15 protein-coding genes are annotated in these 17,975 nt (G+C 26.9%); 1 reads left to right on the forward strand and 14 read right to left on the reverse strand.

The window, feature by feature from the left end; all coding sequences use genetic code 11:
* Positions 1 to 216: 216 nt before the first annotated feature.
* The 14 genes from ABNT14_RS04885 to ABNT14_RS04950 all read right to left on the reverse strand — a co-directional run bounded on the left by ABNT14_RS04885 (position 217) and on the right by ABNT14_RS04950 (position 12,031).
* Complete coding sequence (locus tag ABNT14_RS04885; protein WP_101901962.1) at positions 217 to 1,200, reverse strand: hypothetical protein; 984 nt, start codon at positions 1,198 to 1,200, stop codon at positions 217 to 219.
* A 232-nt stretch (positions 1,201 to 1,432) separates the two neighbouring features.
* A complete protein-coding gene (locus ABNT14_RS04890; RefSeq protein WP_101901964.1) occupies positions 1,433 to 1,663 on the reverse strand; it encodes a hypothetical protein in 231 nt (76 codons plus the stop codon).
* A gap of 42 nt (positions 1,664 to 1,705) precedes the next feature.
* Complete coding sequence (locus ABNT14_RS04895; RefSeq protein WP_101902068.1) at positions 1,706 to 2,296, reverse strand: AAA family ATPase; 591 nt, start codon at positions 2,294 to 2,296, stop codon at positions 1,706 to 1,708.
* A gap of 1 nt (position 2,297) precedes the next feature.
* On the reverse strand, positions 2,298 to 2,750 hold the full coding sequence (locus ABNT14_RS04900) for a DUF6730 family protein (RefSeq protein WP_101901966.1): 453 nt from the start codon (positions 2,748 to 2,750) through the stop codon (positions 2,298 to 2,300).
* Positions 2,751 to 2,756: 6 nt separating this feature from the next.
* Positions 2,757 to 3,524 carry a relaxase/mobilization nuclease domain-containing protein gene (locus ABNT14_RS04905; protein WP_101901968.1) on the reverse strand — a complete coding sequence of 256 codons (768 nt, stop codon included), beginning with the start codon at positions 3,522 to 3,524 and terminating at the stop codon, positions 2,757 to 2,759.
* 2 nt (positions 3,525 to 3,526) lie between these two features.
* Entirely contained in the window at positions 3,527 to 3,820 is a 294-nt protein-coding gene (gene mbpA / locus ABNT14_RS04910; protein ID WP_101901971.1) for a mobilization protein MbpA, read from the reverse strand.
* A gap of 69 nt (positions 3,821 to 3,889) precedes the next feature.
* Positions 3,890 to 4,930: a DUF6371 domain-containing protein gene (locus ABNT14_RS04915; protein ID WP_101901973.1), complete on the reverse strand. Its 1,041-nt coding sequence runs from the start codon at positions 4,928 to 4,930 to the stop codon at positions 3,890 to 3,892.
* Between the two features lie 211 nt (positions 4,931 to 5,141).
* On the reverse strand, positions 5,142 to 6,494 hold the full coding sequence (locus ABNT14_RS04920; RefSeq protein WP_101901975.1) for a DUF3987 domain-containing protein: 1,353 nt from the start codon (positions 6,492 to 6,494) through the stop codon (positions 5,142 to 5,144).
* Between the two features lie 91 nt (positions 6,495 to 6,585).
* Complete coding sequence (locus ABNT14_RS04925; RefSeq protein ID WP_101901977.1) at positions 6,586 to 6,873, reverse strand: helix-turn-helix domain-containing protein; 288 nt, start codon at positions 6,871 to 6,873, stop codon at positions 6,586 to 6,588.
* Between the two features lie 160 nt (positions 6,874 to 7,033).
* Positions 7,034 to 8,002, reverse strand: a complete 969-nt coding sequence (locus tag ABNT14_RS04930) for a hypothetical protein (protein ID WP_145993557.1) — start codon at positions 8,000 to 8,002, stop codon at positions 7,034 to 7,036.
* 257 nt (positions 8,003 to 8,259) lie between these two features.
* Positions 8,260 to 9,411 (reverse strand): tyrosine-type recombinase/integrase, encoded by a 1,152-nt coding sequence (locus ABNT14_RS04935; protein ID WP_101901984.1) that lies wholly within the window; start codon positions 9,409 to 9,411, stop codon positions 8,260 to 8,262.
* Between the two features lie 170 nt (positions 9,412 to 9,581).
* Positions 9,582 to 10,976, reverse strand: a complete 1,395-nt coding sequence (mnmE, locus tag ABNT14_RS04940; RefSeq protein WP_101901986.1) for a tRNA uridine-5-carboxymethylaminomethyl(34) synthesis GTPase MnmE — start codon at positions 10,974 to 10,976, stop codon at positions 9,582 to 9,584.
* Positions 10,977 to 11,006: 30 nt separating this feature from the next.
* Positions 11,007 to 11,444 (reverse strand): DUF4268 domain-containing protein, encoded by a 438-nt coding sequence (locus ABNT14_RS04945; RefSeq protein ID WP_101901988.1) that lies wholly within the window; start codon positions 11,442 to 11,444, stop codon positions 11,007 to 11,009.
* 5 nt (positions 11,445 to 11,449) lie between these two features.
* Positions 11,450 to 12,031, reverse strand: coding sequence for a tRNA-(ms[2]io[6]A)-hydroxylase (locus ABNT14_RS04950; protein ID WP_101901990.1), 582 nt, complete (start codon positions 12,029 to 12,031; stop codon positions 11,450 to 11,452).
* Positions 12,032 to 12,221: 190 nt separating this feature from the next.
* Here ABNT14_RS04950 and ABNT14_RS04955 point away from each other — a divergent pair, with 190 nt between their 5' ends.
* Positions 12,222 to 17,711: an alpha-2-macroglobulin family protein gene (locus ABNT14_RS04955; protein ID WP_348719400.1), complete on the forward strand. Its 5,490-nt coding sequence runs from the start codon at positions 12,222 to 12,224 to the stop codon at positions 17,709 to 17,711.
* Positions 17,712 to 17,975 lie beyond the last annotated feature (264 nt).

The following is a 17,975-nucleotide window of genomic DNA, read 5'->3' on the forward strand; positions in this document are numbered from 1 at the left end:
TTGTTTTTTGTTATTCATTTATTTATGATTGCAATTTTTTTGTCTAAAGTAATAAAATGTATTGATATATAATTATGGTTAGATAATTATATAAATCTATAAATATATGTTTATAGCGTGTAAGGTGAGCAGTTAAAACATAGCTTAATAACATGTTTTTTGTAAATGTTTAAGCTATGTTTTGTATTGAGTTAATTAGATGGTTTTTAGTTGCTATTATTCTAAATTAAAAGTACTTCCGATAGTGTTTAAAAACTCATGAGCACCTTGTTTTATTTTTTTAGGAAGTTTTGTAATAGGTTTTTGTGTAGGTCTTTTTTCAAATTCAGAAACAGGAATAATAGTTAAATATAGATTGTCATTTGATCTTTGCCATAAACCAAAAATATAATCAACATCAGGTTCAATAATAATTCGTTCTTTAAATTTTATTGCTCCAGCATATAAAGGGCTGTCTGGATGATGTTGAAATTCATTGATAGTTAATTTAAACTTTAAAGTATTTGTAGCATCATCAAAAGTTGTATTGTCGTCAGAGAGTTCTTTTATAAAATTTATTTCTTCCTGATGGTCTTTTAAACTATCTAAATATTTAAAATTTGTAACATAGTTATTCCAAGAATTTCTAATTAAAATAATTAAATTTTGTGCTTCAATGTTTTCTAAAGCTCTAATAAGTTGATAAAAATTACCTTGACCAAGAATTTTTCCATAATGACTTTTTATTTGATTAAAGGATTTTTCTAAACAATGAACTAATAGTGTTTTTTCAAATTTTGAAAGGTTATTCCAATTTTCGTTTTCTATAGCAATTTTTAGACTTTCAATTAATTTATCATTTTCTTTTTTTCTTTGTTCTTCAGCTAAAATTCGTTCTTGTTCAGTACAATGATTACACTTAAAATGACCTTGTTTTAATTTTAAAATCTCTTTGAATTTAGAATGGCTTTTTGCAATCTGTTTTTCGTATGAAATACAATTTTCACATAAAATATAAACAGATAATTTACTATGATTTGCGTTTAACTTAGTTAAATAACCTTGTGTAATATCGTAAGTTTCTTTTGTCTTTTTTGGAATGTTTGTAAATTTTAATTCTTCCATTTCCCAATGGAAATGAAGAATTTTTTTTTCTAAATCAGAGCAGTTTTCTGAAATTTGTAATTGAATATTGGCGATTTTCGGGTATTGATTTTTCATGATATAAATTGAATAAAAAAAGCGTGGAACTGAACTTTATCGAACTAGTGGCATCGCCAAACACCTTTCCTCCAAATAAGAACAGCCCACGCAGTAGCATGGGCGTCTTAGTTTTGAAAGTGGAGGATTTAAAAATTGGCGATTTTCTAGTTCCAGTTCAAAAGCTAAACGCTTTATATGTTAATTTTTTATATCTGTAAATCTTATGCAAGATACTACAGATATTCGAAATTTAAGATGTTTTTAAATGATTTTCTAAAGCTTTGTTAATGATGTTTTTAATGCTTTCATCTTGGTTTAAAGCTTGCTGTTTAATTCGTTTTAGTAAGTTTTTATCTAAATAAAAAGAAAATTGAACCTCTTCAGTTTCTTTCACTGAAACAGGAACTACTTTTTGAATGGTTTTAGTTTGGTTGCTAGCCTTTGCTTTATTAATTAAATCATTAAAATTTTGTTTTTCCATAATGCTAGAATTGTATTTTTATATAAGTATATATTTATAGAATTATATGAGTTTTGTTAATACTTCTTTGGTTAAATTATCTAATTGTTTTTGAGCATTTTTATCAGTTTTTACCCCACTAACTAAAACAGATCTGGTAAATGAAACGAGATCAGAAATATGAGTTTTAGCAATAGGGATATTATATTCTTCTAATCCTATTAAAATATCTAAGGTTAATGTTGTATTTGCTTTAATCATATTAAAAATAACTAAAGAATTAGCTGTCTTATTTTTATTTTCAATAAGTTCTAAGGTGCTTTTTATAGCTAATAAATCAAAAACTCCTGCTTTTGTTGGAATGATAATTAAATCAGCTAAATCAATCAATTCAGGTAATTGATTAGATAGGTAAGGAGGGGTGTCTATAAAAATAAAATCATAAGGAAGATTTTTTATTTTTTTTATTTCTCGATTATAAGACATGATGTTAAAATCACTTACTAAATCTTTAATTTGAGATAAACTTCCTTGTAGGTCAAAATCTAAAACAAGTACAGAAGCATTTTCTGAAATATTTTGAGCTAAATTATAGGTAAGCGTCGATTTACCTACACCACCTTTTTGATGTGTTGTTAAAATTATTTTCCCCATGTTATTTCTTTGTTTTTTTAGCCCATTTTTCATAAGCTTTTAAACTTTTAGGGTTTTTATCAAAAAAAATGATCATTTTATTTTTAATGTTTTTTTCTCCTTTATTATATGCAATTATTTCTACCTCTTTTTTTTGTTGATATTGATAAAAATTAAAACCAAAACTTAAAATCAAGACAATGAAAAACATGCTAAATAAAACTGCCATCCAATTTGGAAAAATGGCTGATTTATTCAGTTTGTTTTGAATTACCTTTAATTGGTTGTTCTCTAACTTGTAGCTTGTATTTATTTTGTGTTCAAACTCTTTAAAAACATTTTTTACTTGAGATACATCAATTTCAATTTTATGTTTTTCTATGCCTTCCGTTTGTTTTTTAAATTCTTTTATTGCTTTTTCAAATGTTGCTATTTCATCTATTAACAACGCTGTTACTTCTTCTATTTTAGCCATACTATTTTATATTGAAATTCCTTTACCAACTTGCTTTGTAATTTTTTTAGCAATTTTGTAATAATTAATATTTAGTTTATTTATAGACATATTTCTGTGTACATCACTTCCTTTAAGGTTTGTATTTTTAAATTGATATCGAAACCCTTGAAGCTTATTTGATTTTTTATTAATTACAGGGTTTACTTTAATATTAAACTTTTCCATTTCTTTGATGTATTTTTGATATTTCTCAGGATGAAAGGCACTAAACGATAATTCGTGTTTATTTTGAATAAATTTTCTAATATCTTTTACCTTTTCTAACTTTTGTTCTTTAACTTGTTTTACGGTTTGTAGTTGCATTTTTTCAGCAATTCTTTCTGCTGATTTTTGAGAGCGTTTACCAATAAAACTATCGTTATAAGCTTTTCCATCAAAATCAATTCTGTTTACATATAAATGAATGTGTTTATGATTTTTATCATTATGAACAAAAGCAATTGCTTGATGGTTTTCTAACTTTAAATCTTTAAGAAATTCATCTGTAATTTTATTTAAATCTTTAGAAGTTAATTTTTCACCATCTTCAATAGTAGGGCTGATTACAAAACTCAATGTATTGCGCTGACAGTTATCATTCATTGATTGAATAATTTTAAATTCTCCTGTTATTTCTTTTGGAGTTTCTCCAGCTAAGTTTTGTTTTAAAATTATTTCAGCATCTTTCTCTTGATTTTGACCATATGCAATAGATGCTTTTGTATGTGATATTGATTTTCCTTTTCCTATCATTTTTATTTAAAAATTTTAAGATGATTTTTTATTTCATCAGCAGTTTGAAATACTTTTTGATATAAATCAGGGTGCTTGTTTTTTATTAAATTCCCGATGCTTTTAAAATTATTATGATAGGTAATTAACATTTTGTAAATAGTTATTTGCTCTTCTGTTAAGCGTTCAATAATCATTTTATCATTTGCAGATTTTCTGCAAAATTCACTTAAAGATAAACCTGCTTTTTTAGCCTTAACTTTTAAAAGTTTTTTCTCAAAAAGAGTACATCTAAATTCTATTTTTTGATTCTTCATTTTTTTAAACTTTTGCGACCGAAGGGAGAAAAAGCAAGATATGTCCTGACAAGGACACATCTTGAAATACTAATCAACCTTAATCTTAACACCATTTAAATCAGTTAGTTCAAATACTTCTAATAGCGATTTTATACTCTTGTTTTTCATATACATTTTTAGAGCTGTATTGTTTATTTTTGATATTATTTTTTTTGGTTTTTCTTCTATACTTTTTAAAAAATAATCAGCAATATCAAATCCTTTTTCTCGCTCAGTTATACTTCCTTTTTTTTCTAATAAATTTGATATTTGAATATCGTAGCCTTTTGATTTTAATTCCTCACAGCTTTTTTTCCACTTTGAATAAGGAGATCCATTTGTGCCTTCAATACCTAAATCTGGATAGAGTATAATTGTCTTATTTTTTAATATTTTTATTTTCTTATCATTTAAACCTCCAAGAGATCCAGAAGCTAGCCATAAATATTTTTCAAATAAAACACTCATTATACAGGCTGTTTTTTCAGACTCTACAATTGCAATAGGTCTGTCATATTTTGAAATAAGATGTTCACCAAAAAAACATTGAGAAAGGTTAAATGAATTTATTTTTCCTTTTTTAATATTTAAAGAATGTATCCAATTGATGTATTTAGTTCTTTTTCCTTTTTCATTGTATAGGATGATTTTCCCGCCTCTAATTTTATTCTGGTAATCAATTTGCCAAAATATAGTTCCATTGTTCCATGCTGTAGCTGTACCAATTTTATAATCATTTAACATACTAGAAACTTGCTCTGAGTTAAATTTAGATTCTATGAATTTGATGAAATTATTTTTATCATAATTAGCCAGTGAATTGTTTAGGTCTTTTGGTATGTGAAAATTAGTATCTTTAATCTCTAAAGGATGATTTTTATTTATAAGTGGTTTATAAGATATATTGTGGTTTTTGAAATATACTCTAGGTGTTAAATGATAACCACAATTAATTTCTCTGTCACATCTACCAACTTTAGATGATAAATAATTGTCATTTTCAGTATCAATGTAAAGGACTAATTTGTTCTTTTTACACTGAGGACATTTATGCTTTATTGATTTTTTATGTAATGAATATTTATACATGTATATGGTTTTACTGCATTTTCTGCACTTTCAAGCTATACTTGGGCTTTAGCCCGTTTTTCACTGCACTTTGGCTTCACTTTGATTGCACTTTCTGCATTTTCAAAATGCATAGGTTTGCATTTTGTGCACTAATTTTGCACTTTAAAAACGTGTTAATCTGCTGGTTTTTAGTTAGATTTGATTTAAAGTGAAGAAAGTGCAGTATTTTCTATAGGTTTATCTTTTGATATTTCCCATGTGATACTTTTTTAAATAATTTTGAGTCTTTCAAATACGTGTAGAATTGCCTTTTACTAATTCTAGGTTTATTATTAATTTTCCTGCAAGCAATCTTTAATCCTTCACCAGTAGTAAATTCATCATCTAATTCATTAAGAATTGTTTTTTGTAACTCTGTTAAGGTTTCAACATATGCCTTTTTAATAATTTCTTGTCTAACCTTTATAGCATTGTTGTAGAAATAGTGAAAAAGTTTTATAGCTCCTTGAATTGCAAATAATTCAATTTTATCCAATGTGTTTTTATTCGCTGCATGATGTATTGATTGTAAAATCAAGGCAAAACGAATAACGTATTGTTGAAGTTTAACTTCAATACTTCTTTCATATTCAAAAAGATAGTTTTCAGGTCTATTATTTTGCCAGTCAAATAGATGTTTTTTAGCTGTCTCTTCAATTGGAATCAAAAGAGGTTCATTTTGATCTATTGATGTTTCAATAAGATTTGAGATAATTGAATAGTAATTTTCTAAAATTCGATCATCTACTTTATTGATATTCCATTTTAAAGTTTTTTGAATTTCTGGATATACAAATAATAGACGATCCATAAAGCCATTAGAACTTCTACCATCTTTGGCAAAAGATTTTAAAACTGATATTTGTGTACTTCCTATTACACCTATAAAAGGATCATTAATTCTAAAACTTTTACCTGATGCTCTATCGGTTGAGATTGTTGTACCACTCCAAAGACTTAAATAAGTTTCTGCTTCACCAGACGAATTGTATCGATTAAAGTTTTTAATCCATCCATTTAATTCATCTACGAATATGTAAAGTCCCCTTTTGTTATTAGAATGATGAAGAATTAAGGCTTCTGGCGTGTAATCATTAATAAGATATTTTTGTAAATAAGGTTTTATTAATGTGGTTTTAGGGTCAGATTTCAATTCTTCTTCATATTCTTTGAGTAACTTAGAATATTCATCAAATAATAGGTTTTCTTTTATCTGAATAGGTTTTAGGCAAAAATTTAAAGCATGTGATTTTGAGTCTCCAGGTCTACCAACAATTACAGTAAAAAGGTTTGCTTTTTCGTTCCAACCATTCTTTACATTAACTTTTAAAGAGTTTCCAATTGCAGAAGAGACTGCTGTTAAAATTCCAGCTCCTAAATAATCTAGAGCAAATTGATATTTATCATTTCCTTCATAAATGATTTCTTGAGTAATTTTTGGGAAAACATCAACAGGAAAAGGATTTTTATTATTGTGTGTCAATTGAGTAAAATCGTTTTCAAGGTCGATTTTATCAATATGAACAACTTTTGAGTTACTCATTTTTATGTGTAAGTTTTAAGCCATATCTTTGATTGATACAGAAGTTAATATTTGGAAAAGAAATATTATAAAGCTTAATAGGTTGCAACTATTAAGCTTTTCTTTTATTTAAGACATAATTGAGAGCTTCTTTTTCTATTTCAGATGTAGATTTCTTATGATTATTTAATAACCATACATCAAGCTTTTCTTTAGAAAAAAAGATCTTTTTATTATTAGGTTTCGAATGTGGAATAATTCCAGTGGAAGTCATTTTGTACATATAACTTCTTGAGATACCTGTATAGTCACAAGCCTCATCAAAAGTAAGTACAGTCTTATTGTTTAATAGTAATCTTTCGATTCTATCAAGTCGTTGGTCTAATTGTATATTGTCCATTATCTTAATTTATTTTAAAGATTTACAATGGACTGCGCAGTCTTGTTATATTCTCTTTGTTAACTGGTTACAAAGAAAAGATGATAAAGGGAAAGGTTATTTGATAATAATTTAATAATTGATAATTATTGTTTATTTGGTTGTTTTTCAGTCGTTTATTTTATTTTAATAATTTTTGTAATTCAATTAAATCTTTTTCTTGTTTTTTAGAACGAAGAGATTTTATAATATATTCAGCATCTTCTAAATTTTTCTTGTAAGTTCTGTGATTTAATTTATTTAGTGGCTTTTTTGTTTTCCAACTTTTTAGTTGTTCTGAATCTAAAAAATCTTCTATCTGTGTTGATGTATAATGACCTTTTTTTTCTAATATAGATAGGAAATAGCTATATGGTGTAAAATCTCCTTTTAAAAATAAAATTTTAGAAGTTTCTAAGTTTAATAAAATTAAAGCTTCTTTATCTGTTAAATCTTTAAACCAATTTTTTAAAATTTTAATAGAATGTTCTTTTTGTTTTTTAGTTAAGCTCTTTGAGATTGTTTGTTTGCCAATAGGTTCTTCTATATGATTGTAAATTTTTGTATTATAAGTGTTTTGAGTATTTTTTTCATTGTAAATGTGTTTTTCTTTGCGATTATGAATTAATATTTTAGTTTCATTATGATTATTTACTGATACTATAGTTTTATGACTTTCTGGATTTTGATTATCTAAAACATAATCAATTTCATTCTTAAAGTCTTTTTCAGGTTCTAGAGTTATTCCATTTTCAGATAAGTTTAAATTATTAATTAAAACTCTAATTAGATCACTTGTTTTTTCTGTATTTGGATGGTTAGAAAGTTTGCTTAAAATAATATCAACTCCTTTTCTATATTTTCTTTTATAAAGGAAAATATCTCTAATCCATTCTTTTCCTTTGTATGTTTCAATGGTATTGTTAAACCTTTCAAAACTTATTTCAGATAAAATATTTTCTTTAATTTTAATTGAATTTATTTCTGAAATAAAAGAAGTTTGAGATTTATTGAATTCTTGCTTTTTAAAAAAAATGAGTAATAAATCCTTTTCTATTATAGCTTTAATAATAGTATCGTAAAAATTAACCTTTTCATCTTCTCGAAGCAATTGATAGGTCTCTTTAGATAAATTTATATATTTTAAATAATAAAAGTTATACTTTAGATTTTTGTTTGACCTTATTTTATAAATGAAAAAAAGTAAAAGAAGTGTATATGCTGTAATTAATAAAAAATAAAACACATCTGTTTTACAGTATATAGATAATAAGATAATTGGAATTAAAGGTATAGAAATAAAGAAAATTTTAAAGATTGTATAATTGTAAAAAACAATTTTATGAACGAACAAACTAATATATTTTTTCATAACTCAATATTTAATTTAGGAATTAGTGTAGCAGCCTCTTTCATTTTTTTATCAATAATTTTAGCGTAAATTTCTGTTGTACGAATTTCTTTATGACCTAATCTTTTAGATACTGTATAAATATCAGCTCCATTTTCTAGTAAAAGAACTGCATTCGTGTGTCTGCTAGAGTGAAAGGTAATGTGTTTTGTGATACCAGCACTCATACACCATTTAATTAAGTTAATGTTCATCTGAGCGCTATAGTGAAGATTAGTAAAAACTCTATCTTCAGGTTTTCTTCTTTCTCCTAAGAACTCTCTAGCTTGTGGAGATATATATAGATATTCTACTCCTTTGGTTTTCTTTTGTGAAAACACTATTCGATGTATAGCTTGACAATTATCATCTATTCCTTCGTCTCTAACTTCACTCCATTTCATTTTATTAATATTTGACCAACGAATACCAGTAAGACATGAAAATAGAAATGCTTTTTTTAATACTATTTGCTTGATAGGTGTTTTTGAGAGGGATTGTACTTCATCTATAGTTAAATACTCCCTATGCGTTTCACCCATAGGAATAGCTCTAACTTTCTCAACATAGTTTTCTCTTAAATAACCTTCGTCAAATGCACTACGTAAACAAGCCTTAAATTTATTATAGTAAGTGTGTTTTGTGTTTTGAGCTAATGGTTGACCAGCTTTTGTTTTTGCTTCAGTATGCAGGTGTTTTTGGAAATCTTTAATGAAATCGATATCAATATCACTAAATGTGATAGAAGAGGAGCAAAAATTCTCTATATGTTTTTGGGCAGCTTCCCAATTATCATAATTGGTTTCAGACTGACAACGCTCTTCTTTTTTTTCTTTATAGTATTCTAGAAAATTATATCTTTCTTTTGAATTATGTTGAATTTTGTATTTTCCTTGATAATATTCAGCTTGTCTAATTGATAGTATTTTTTCAACTAATTCTTGTGTTTCTTTATTTTCTAATTTATCAGTTTTATTTTTAGGGTCGATTATTAAATACTGCTTTAAGTATTCAAATTCCCTATCGTGTTTTGTCTTTCCGTTTTTATCAATAACAGTTCCTTTGTAGTATTCGATAAAAAGACTGTATTTTCCTGTTTTTAACTTTTTCTTTTTTAGTGATATTTTCATAAAGATGGAATTAAATACACCTCATTTTAGTTATTTACTTATGAGGTGGAGTTTAGATTCCATAAATGTATTAAAAAAGGAAAATATAGGAAAATAAAAAACCAATAAAATAAGCTTAAGTACTTGATTTTATTGGTTTTCTTTCTTTTAGTTTCCTTTGTTTTGTGTACTTACTTTCCGATACAGAAATTACCAAAAATATGTCCTAAAATATCTTTGTCAACATCATATTCACCAGTAATATTTCCTAAATGACGTAAACACTCACGAATATCAATCGAGAATAAATCCGTAGAAATTTCTAAATCAATTCCTTGTTGTACCGAGGTTATTGCTGTTAAAGCGTTGTTTAACGCTTCAAAATGACGAGAATTTGTCACAATTGTTTCGTTATTACTTAAAGCACCTGTATTTACTAAAGATGTTAATTCAGCTTTTAATTCTATAATTCCTGTTTTTTGTTTTGCTGATAATAAAATTAAATTATCAATTTCAGATTTTAAAATAGCTGTGTCATGACAGGATAAAGTATCAATTTTATTAGCAATTACAAGCAGTCTTTTATTAGGGAAACGCTCTTTTATATTTTTAATTTCTTGCAAAAATTCATCGCTAGAAATGGCAAATTTATTTGCATCAATCAAAAATATAATTAATTGTGCATTTTCTGCTTTTTCGTAAGTTTTTTTAATTCCGATGTTTTCAACAATATCTTGTGTTTCTCGGATTCCTGCCGTATCAATAAAACGAAAAGCAACGCCTTCGATAATTAATTCATCTTCAATGGCATCACGGGTAGTACCTGCTATATCAGATACAATTGCTTTTTCTTCATTTAAAAGCGTATTTAATAAAGTTGATTTTCCTACATTAGGTTCACCTATAATTGCTACTGGAATTCCATTTTTCATGGCATTTCCAAAGGCAAAAGAATCGATTAATCGTTTTAAAACAAATGTGATTTTAGCAACTAATTCTTTGAATTTAGTTCGGTCTGCAAATTCGACATCTTCGCCAGAAAAATCAAGTTCAAGCTCAATTAATGCCGCAAAATCTAATAATTGTAGGCGTAAATCTTTTAATTCGTTGGTAATTCCGCCACGCATTTGTTGTATCGCCATTTGATGACTCGCCGCAGAATTAGACGCAATTACATCGGCAACGGCTTCGGCTTGGCTTAAGTCCATTTTTCCGTTTAAAAAAGCACGCATGGTAAATTCACCATTATCAGCCATTCTACAACCATTTTTTAAAAATAATTGAATAATTTCTTGCTGAATAAAAACAGAACCATGACATGAAATTTCTACTACATTTTCACCTGTATATGAACGAGGATTTTTAAAAATAGATACTAAAACTTCATCTAAAATAATATTATTATTGATAATATGCCCTAAATGTAGCGTGTGTGTGTTTTGAGTAAGTAGCGATTTTTTTTTATTTATCGACTTAAAAAAAGTGTTTACAATGTCAATAGCTTTTTCGCCCGAAAGCCTAATAACCGCAATAGCACCAACGCCTGAAGGAGTTGCCATGGCAATAATAGTATCATTTTGTATCATATTTAAAATAGTGATTTTAATAAAAATAAATTAAATTGCATCTTTAATAATGTCTTCATATTCATAAAAAAAGAGTTCAAATTGTTCCATTGTTTTTACATAAAATTCATAGCAATCTCGCCACGTATTTTTATTATGAATACTAAATTTTTTATCAAAAGGAACATAAATACGTCGAATAATTTTTCGATTATCTAGCTCGAAATTTTCATGATAAATAATTTCAGGTAAATATTCAGTTTCTAAAATATTTTTTAAAGAAAGTAACTTATCATACAATAATTCATTGGCAATTTCATCAGGATGTTCAAAATCTAAACACACAGAAGCTGTTTTTCTATCTCCTTGAAATTTAAAGGCGAAACCTTTAATTTTTGTATTATACAATAGCCATTTTCTTGGAAAAGATTTTCCAAAACTTGTCCAAAATTCTTTACGCATTGCTGCAGATTCTTCTTTACTAAACATATTTTTTATCCGTGAATTTTGGCTTCAGAACCTCTATTTCTCATCATTTCAGCTTCAAAAGCAACTAAATCATTCCATTTTTTATTAACAATATCTTTATCTTGATATTTACGAGCAAAACCTAAAAATACAGTATAGTGGTTTGCTTCAGAAATCATTAAATCTTTATAGAATTTAGATAATTCTTCATCTTCCATATTTTCAGAAAACACTTTAAAACGTTCACAACTTCTAGCTTCAATTAACGCCGCAATTAATAAACGTTGTACTAATGCGTTTGTACGGTCTTTTGTTTTTGTAAAGAATTTTTGTAAACGAATAGCGTAATCATTTTTTTGTTCTCTTCCTAAAACCATGCCTCGTTTTACCATAAAATCATGAACCATTTTAAAATGTTCCATTTCTTCAATAGCAATTTCACTCATACTTTGTACAAGTTCTGTTTCTTCGGAATAATTAATAATTATAGAAACAGCATTAGAAGCTGCTTTTTGTTCTAAAAAAGCATGGTCTGTTAATATTTGTTGTAGGTTGTCTTTAGCAATATCTGCCCAAGAAGTTTCGGTTTCAAATTGTAATCCTAACATATTGTAAATTGAATATAGGTTGCAAAATTAAGGATTATTACATGTAAGAGATAATTATATGTAGTGTTTATTTATTACAAATTATTTAATTTTTTATCATTTTAAATCTTTATAGATAAAAAGTAGAAAGAGGTTCGATTTTATTGATAAAACAATTAACTTTGGTCTACTTCAAAAAAAATGCTTAATTATGAATAATTTTATGAAAATAATAGCAGTAACATTATTGCTATTGATGTTTAATTCCTGTAAAAAATCTGTAGAAGATAAAAGTACTGTTGATAATTATACGGAATATGTTTCAGTATTTCCTAAGGAAATAATTTCATCTGTTGCTGATTTTAGGTTTATACTAAAAAAAACACCTAAAGTAACCACAGTCAGTAATGATGTTATTACGGTAAATCCACAGGTGAAAGGTGAGGTTTTTTTAGATGGAAATAAAATTTCTTTTATTCCTTCAGAAAAATTAAAAAGTAACACAGAATATACAGTAACACTTCATTTATCAAAATTATATGATGATATTTCTGATGATTTACAAAAATTTACGACAAAAGTAAAAACTAAAGAACTACTTTTTAATGTAACCTTATCAACACCTATTGTTTCTAGTAAAAATATATATGATGTAGAAGGTGTGGTAAATATTAGTGATGTAATTTCTTCGGATAAATTATCAGAATTAGTTAAAGCAACGTATAATAATTCTGATATTTCGATGAATTTTGAAACATCAGAAACACTTGTTTCTCAAGCTTTTTTTAAAATTAAAAATTTAAAAAGATTAGAAGAAGATAGAGATATAAAAGTTATTTGGGATGGAAGTAGTATTAATTCTAGTTCAAAAGGAGAACGTGTTTTAACAATAACAGGTAAAAATAATTTTAAAGTATTAAGTATTGAAGTTATTGATACTGATAAACAACATATTGAAGTTAGTTTTTCTGACCCTATTAAAAAATCACAAGATTTACAGGGATTAATAGCTTTTAAAAATGCTCAAAAAAGAAGATTTACATATAAAGTAACAAATAATATTGTAACTATTTATCCGAAGAGTTCGTTTAAAAATAAAGTAGAATTACAAGTTTTTAAAGGAATTAAAAATACAGAAGGATTTTCTTTAAAACATGGTTACAGTCAAACGTTACATTTTAAACAATTAAAGCCTTTAGTAAGTTTTATAAAAAGCGGAACTATAATTCCGAGTTCAACTAATTTAAAAATTAATTTTAAAGCTGTTAATTTAAAAGCTGTTGATGTTTCGGTATATAAAATATATAAAAATAATGTTTTACAGTTTTTACAAAATAATAATTTAAGTAATCAGGGTAATTTACGTTATGTAGGTCGTCCTGAAGCTAAATATACAGTAAATCTTACGGACAAAGGTGTTGACTTAACAAAAGAAAATGCTTTTGCTATAGATTTATCTGAAGTTTTATCTATAGAAAATGGCGCAATGTATAGAGTTGAATTTTCATTCAATAAAAAATATTCTAATTATACTTGTGATGAAACTACGAATACAAATACTATTGTTTATGGTAAAAAAGAAGTAGATACAAGAGAATATGATAATCCTAATTATTATAATTATGATCGTTATAGATGGAGTGACAGAGAAAATCCGTGTACAGATTCGTATTTTTATAATAAAAATATTAGTACCAATGTTTTGGCGACTAACTTAGGTGTTATTGTTAAAAAAGGAAATAACAAAACTACTTTTATTGCTGTTACTAATTTATTAACAACAAAACCTGTTACTGATGCTTCTGTAACCTTATATAATTTACAACAACAAGCTGTTATAACGGCAACAACAAATACCGATGGTGTTGCTAATTTTAACGGAATTAGTAATGCTTTTTTTGCAAAAGTAACTAAAGATGAAAATACAACTTACATTAAGTTAAATGACGGAAATGCTTTGTCAATGAGTAAGTTTGATGTTTCAGGAACAAAACTTCAAAAAGGAATTAAAGGATATATTTATGGTGAACGTGGTGTTTGGCGACCTGGTGATCAATTATTTTTGACTTTTGTTTTAAATGATAATGCAAACCCGATACCAGAAAAGCATCCTATTAAATTTGAATTGATTAATCCACAAGGAAAAATTATCCAACGAAAAGTACTTTCTAAAAATAATAAAAATGTATATCGATATACTCCGAAAACTAGTCAAGATGCAATTACAGGAAATTGGAAATTAAGAGTAAGCGTTGGTGGTGCGGTTTTTAATAAAACACTTAAAATTGAAACTATAAAACCAAACCGTTTAAAAATTAAGTTAAAAACCACAGCCGATTTTATTAAAGCTGATACAGATATTAATGGAGATGTTGAAGTAAAATGGTTACATGGTGCAATTGCAAGAAATTTAAAGTTGGATATTAACGGTAAATTTAGACAGATAAAAACGGAGTTTCCGAAATTTAAAAATTATAATTTTGATGATATTACTCGAAATTTTAGAACAGAAGAATTTAAGGTATTAGACGGAACATTAAATAACGATGGTGAAACAAGTTTTTCAGTATCTCCAAGTTTAGAAAGTAAAGCTCCAGGAATGTTAAAGGCTAGTTTTATAACAAAAGTTTATGAAAATGGTGGAGATTTTAGTACAGATGTGTTTTCGAAAAAAGTATCACCTTATAAAACTTATGCTGGTTTATTAAACGCATCAGAACAACAATCTAAAAATTATTTATTTACAGATGAAAAATATACATTTAATGTAGCATCAGTAAATGAAAATGGCGTAGGAGTTGCTAATAATTTAGAAGTAAAAGTATATAAAATCTCTTGGCGTTGGTGGTGGAGTACTTCTGATAATGGGCTTTCTAATTATGATGGAACACGTCATCATCAAGCATATAAAACATTACAAGTAAAAACAAATGCTAACGGAAAAGGTTATTTTGATTTAAATATAAGTGAAAATGATTGGGGACGTTATCTTATTAAAGTAACAGATAAGAGAAGTAAACATGTTACTTCAAATGTTGTTTATTTTGATTGGCCTTCTTGGTATGGAAAGAAAAGAGGAAATCAAGATAAAACAAATGCAACGATGCTAGTTTTTACTACAGATAAAGAATCTTATGAAGTAAATGAAACTGCTACAGTAAAATTTCCATCATCAGAAGGAGGAAGAGCTTTAATTACTATTGAAAATGGAACAGAAGTTTTAGACCATTTTTGGGTAGAAACAACAGCTAAGCAAACAGCATTTAAATTTCCTGTATTAGCAAATTATACACCTAATGTATTTGTAAATATTTCGTTATTACAAAAACATAGTCAAACGGTTAACGATTTACCAATTCGTATGTATGGTTCAATTCCTATGTTAGTAAATAATCCTGAAACTAAATTAGCTCCAGTGATTGAATTAGCAGATGAAATAAGACCTGAATCAATAACTAAAATAAAGGTTAAAGAAGAAAAAGGAAAAGCAATGACTTATACAATTGCTTTGGTTGATGATGGATTATTAGATTTAACTCGATTTAAAACACCAAATCCGTGGAATACATTTTATGCACGCCAATCATTAGGAGTAAAAACTTGGGATGTTTTTGATGATGTAGTAGGTGCTTACGGAGGAAAAGTAAATCAGATTTTAAGTATTGGAGGAGATGAATCAGAAGCGGGAAGTAAAAATAAAAAAGCTAATAGATTTAAACCAATGGTTACTTATTTAGGTCCTTTTAATTTAGAAAAAGGAGCTAGTAAAACACATACAATAAAAATACCTAAATATATAGGTTCGGTACGTGCTATGGTAGTTGCTGCCGATGTTGAAAATAACGCTTACGGAAGTGCTGAAAAAACAGCTTTAGTACGTAAACCTGTAATGATTTTAGCATCACTGCCTCGTAAAATAACGCCTCAAGAAACTGTAACATTACCTGTTAACGTATTTGCAATGTTACCTTCTATAAAAAAGGTTAAGGTTACAGTACAGCCAAATGAATCATTTACTATTTTAGGTGATAAAACACAAGTGTTATCTTTTAATCAACCTGATGAAAAAATGGTTTATTTTACCTTGAAAGTAAATGATTTTAAAGGAATTGGAAAAGTACAAATAGATGCAGTTTCAGGAAGTGAAAAAGCATCCTACGAAGTAGAAATAGATGTTTTAAATCCGAATCCTATAAGTACAGAAGTAAAAGATTTAGTATTAAAATCAAATGAAAAAAGTGCGCTTAATTTTACCACATTTGGTAGTGCTGGCACTAATACTGCAAGTGTAGAATTATCTACATTACCTCCAATGAATTTTACCAAACGCATGGAATATTTAATTCAATATCCGCATGGTTGTGTAGAACAAACTACTTCAAGTGCTTTTCCTCAGTTATTTTTGGCTGAAATATTTGAATTATCCGAAGAAAAACAACAAGAAATTGAGAGAAATATAAAAGCTACTATTCAACGATTATCAGATTTTCAATTATCAAATGGAGGTTTGTCTTATTGGCAAGGAAATAGCACGGCAAATAGTTGGGGAACATCTTATGCAGGTCATTTTATGATAGAAGCATCTAAAAAAGGATATGCGTTACCTATCGGTTTTAAATCTAAATGGATTAGTTATCAAAAACAACAAGCACGTAATTGGCGAAATAATTCTTATTACGGAAACAATTCTTTATCACAAGCGTACCGATTATACACATTGAGTTTGGCAAATAGTGCTGATATTGCCTCTATGAATCGTTTGCGTGAAACAAGTGGTACTTCTAATGAAGCAAAAATGAGATTAGCAAGTGCATATGCATTAATTGGTAAAAAATCAATTGCAAAAGGTATTTTAAGTAAATTAAGCGTAAATGATTATAGTAAAAAACGTTATTCAAATTATGGTTCTGAAACCCGCAATAAAGCCATGGCATTAGAAACTTATATTTTATTAAATGATGAAATAAAAGGAGTAAAATTAGCTAAACAAATTTCTGAAATTTTATCTGGTGATAAATGGATGAGTACACAAACAACAGCATATAGTTTATTATCAATGAGTAAATATGCTTTGCAAAATGGCGAAAATTCAGGTATTAATGCAACTTATAGTTTAAATAAAAAATCAGAAAATGTTAATACTTCTAAAGCTTTATTTACTGATGATTTAAATGATGTTAACAAAGAAAATACAATTACTGTTTCTAATAATAGTAAAGGTGTTTTATATGTAAGAGTATTTAATAAAGGGGTTTTACCTGTAGGTAAAGAAAAAGTAATTCAGAAAAATATAGAAACAACTGTTTCTTATAAAACAAAAGAAGGTACTACGATATCTATAGATAATTTATCGCAAGGAACAAATTTTGTAGCTGAGGTTACTGTAAAAAATATGACAAATGATAAGGTTGAAAATGTAGCTTTAACACAATATATTCCGTCAGGATGGGAGATTGTAAATACTCGTTTTACTGAATTTGGAAATAATACAACATCTTCAGAAGTAGATTTTACAGATATTCGTGATGCTAGTATTAGTAATTATTTTACGCTAAAAGAACATCAGAAAAAAACATTTACGGTGTTGTTAAATGCATCGTATTTAGGAACTTATTATTTACCAGGTGTACAAGTAGAAGCAATGTATGATAATGATTATATAGCCAGAACAAAAGGAAACTGGATTAAAGTTATTAAGTAAAAAAAGCATTGTTTAATTCATATTATTTATTAAAAACAGCGTTATCACTATTGATAGCGCTGTTTTTTGTTTATTCTTATTTAGTATAGTTCGCTTTAAATCAATATGTAAGATGGTTTCCTCTTTGTTATAAGGGGGTACAGCTCTTTTTTATCTTTATTAAATGAAATAAGTTAGTTAAAATTATGTTAAAATTTTAATAATTTTATATTAAAAAGCTTGTAATCAGGAATATTTACATACATTTGAACCAGAAATTGCTTT

It is taken from the genome of Tenacibaculum dicentrarchi, from assembly GCF_964036635.1.
In the GTDB taxonomy this organism is placed as follows: domain Bacteria; phylum Bacteroidota; class Bacteroidia; order Flavobacteriales; family Flavobacteriaceae; genus Polaribacter; species Polaribacter dicentrarchi.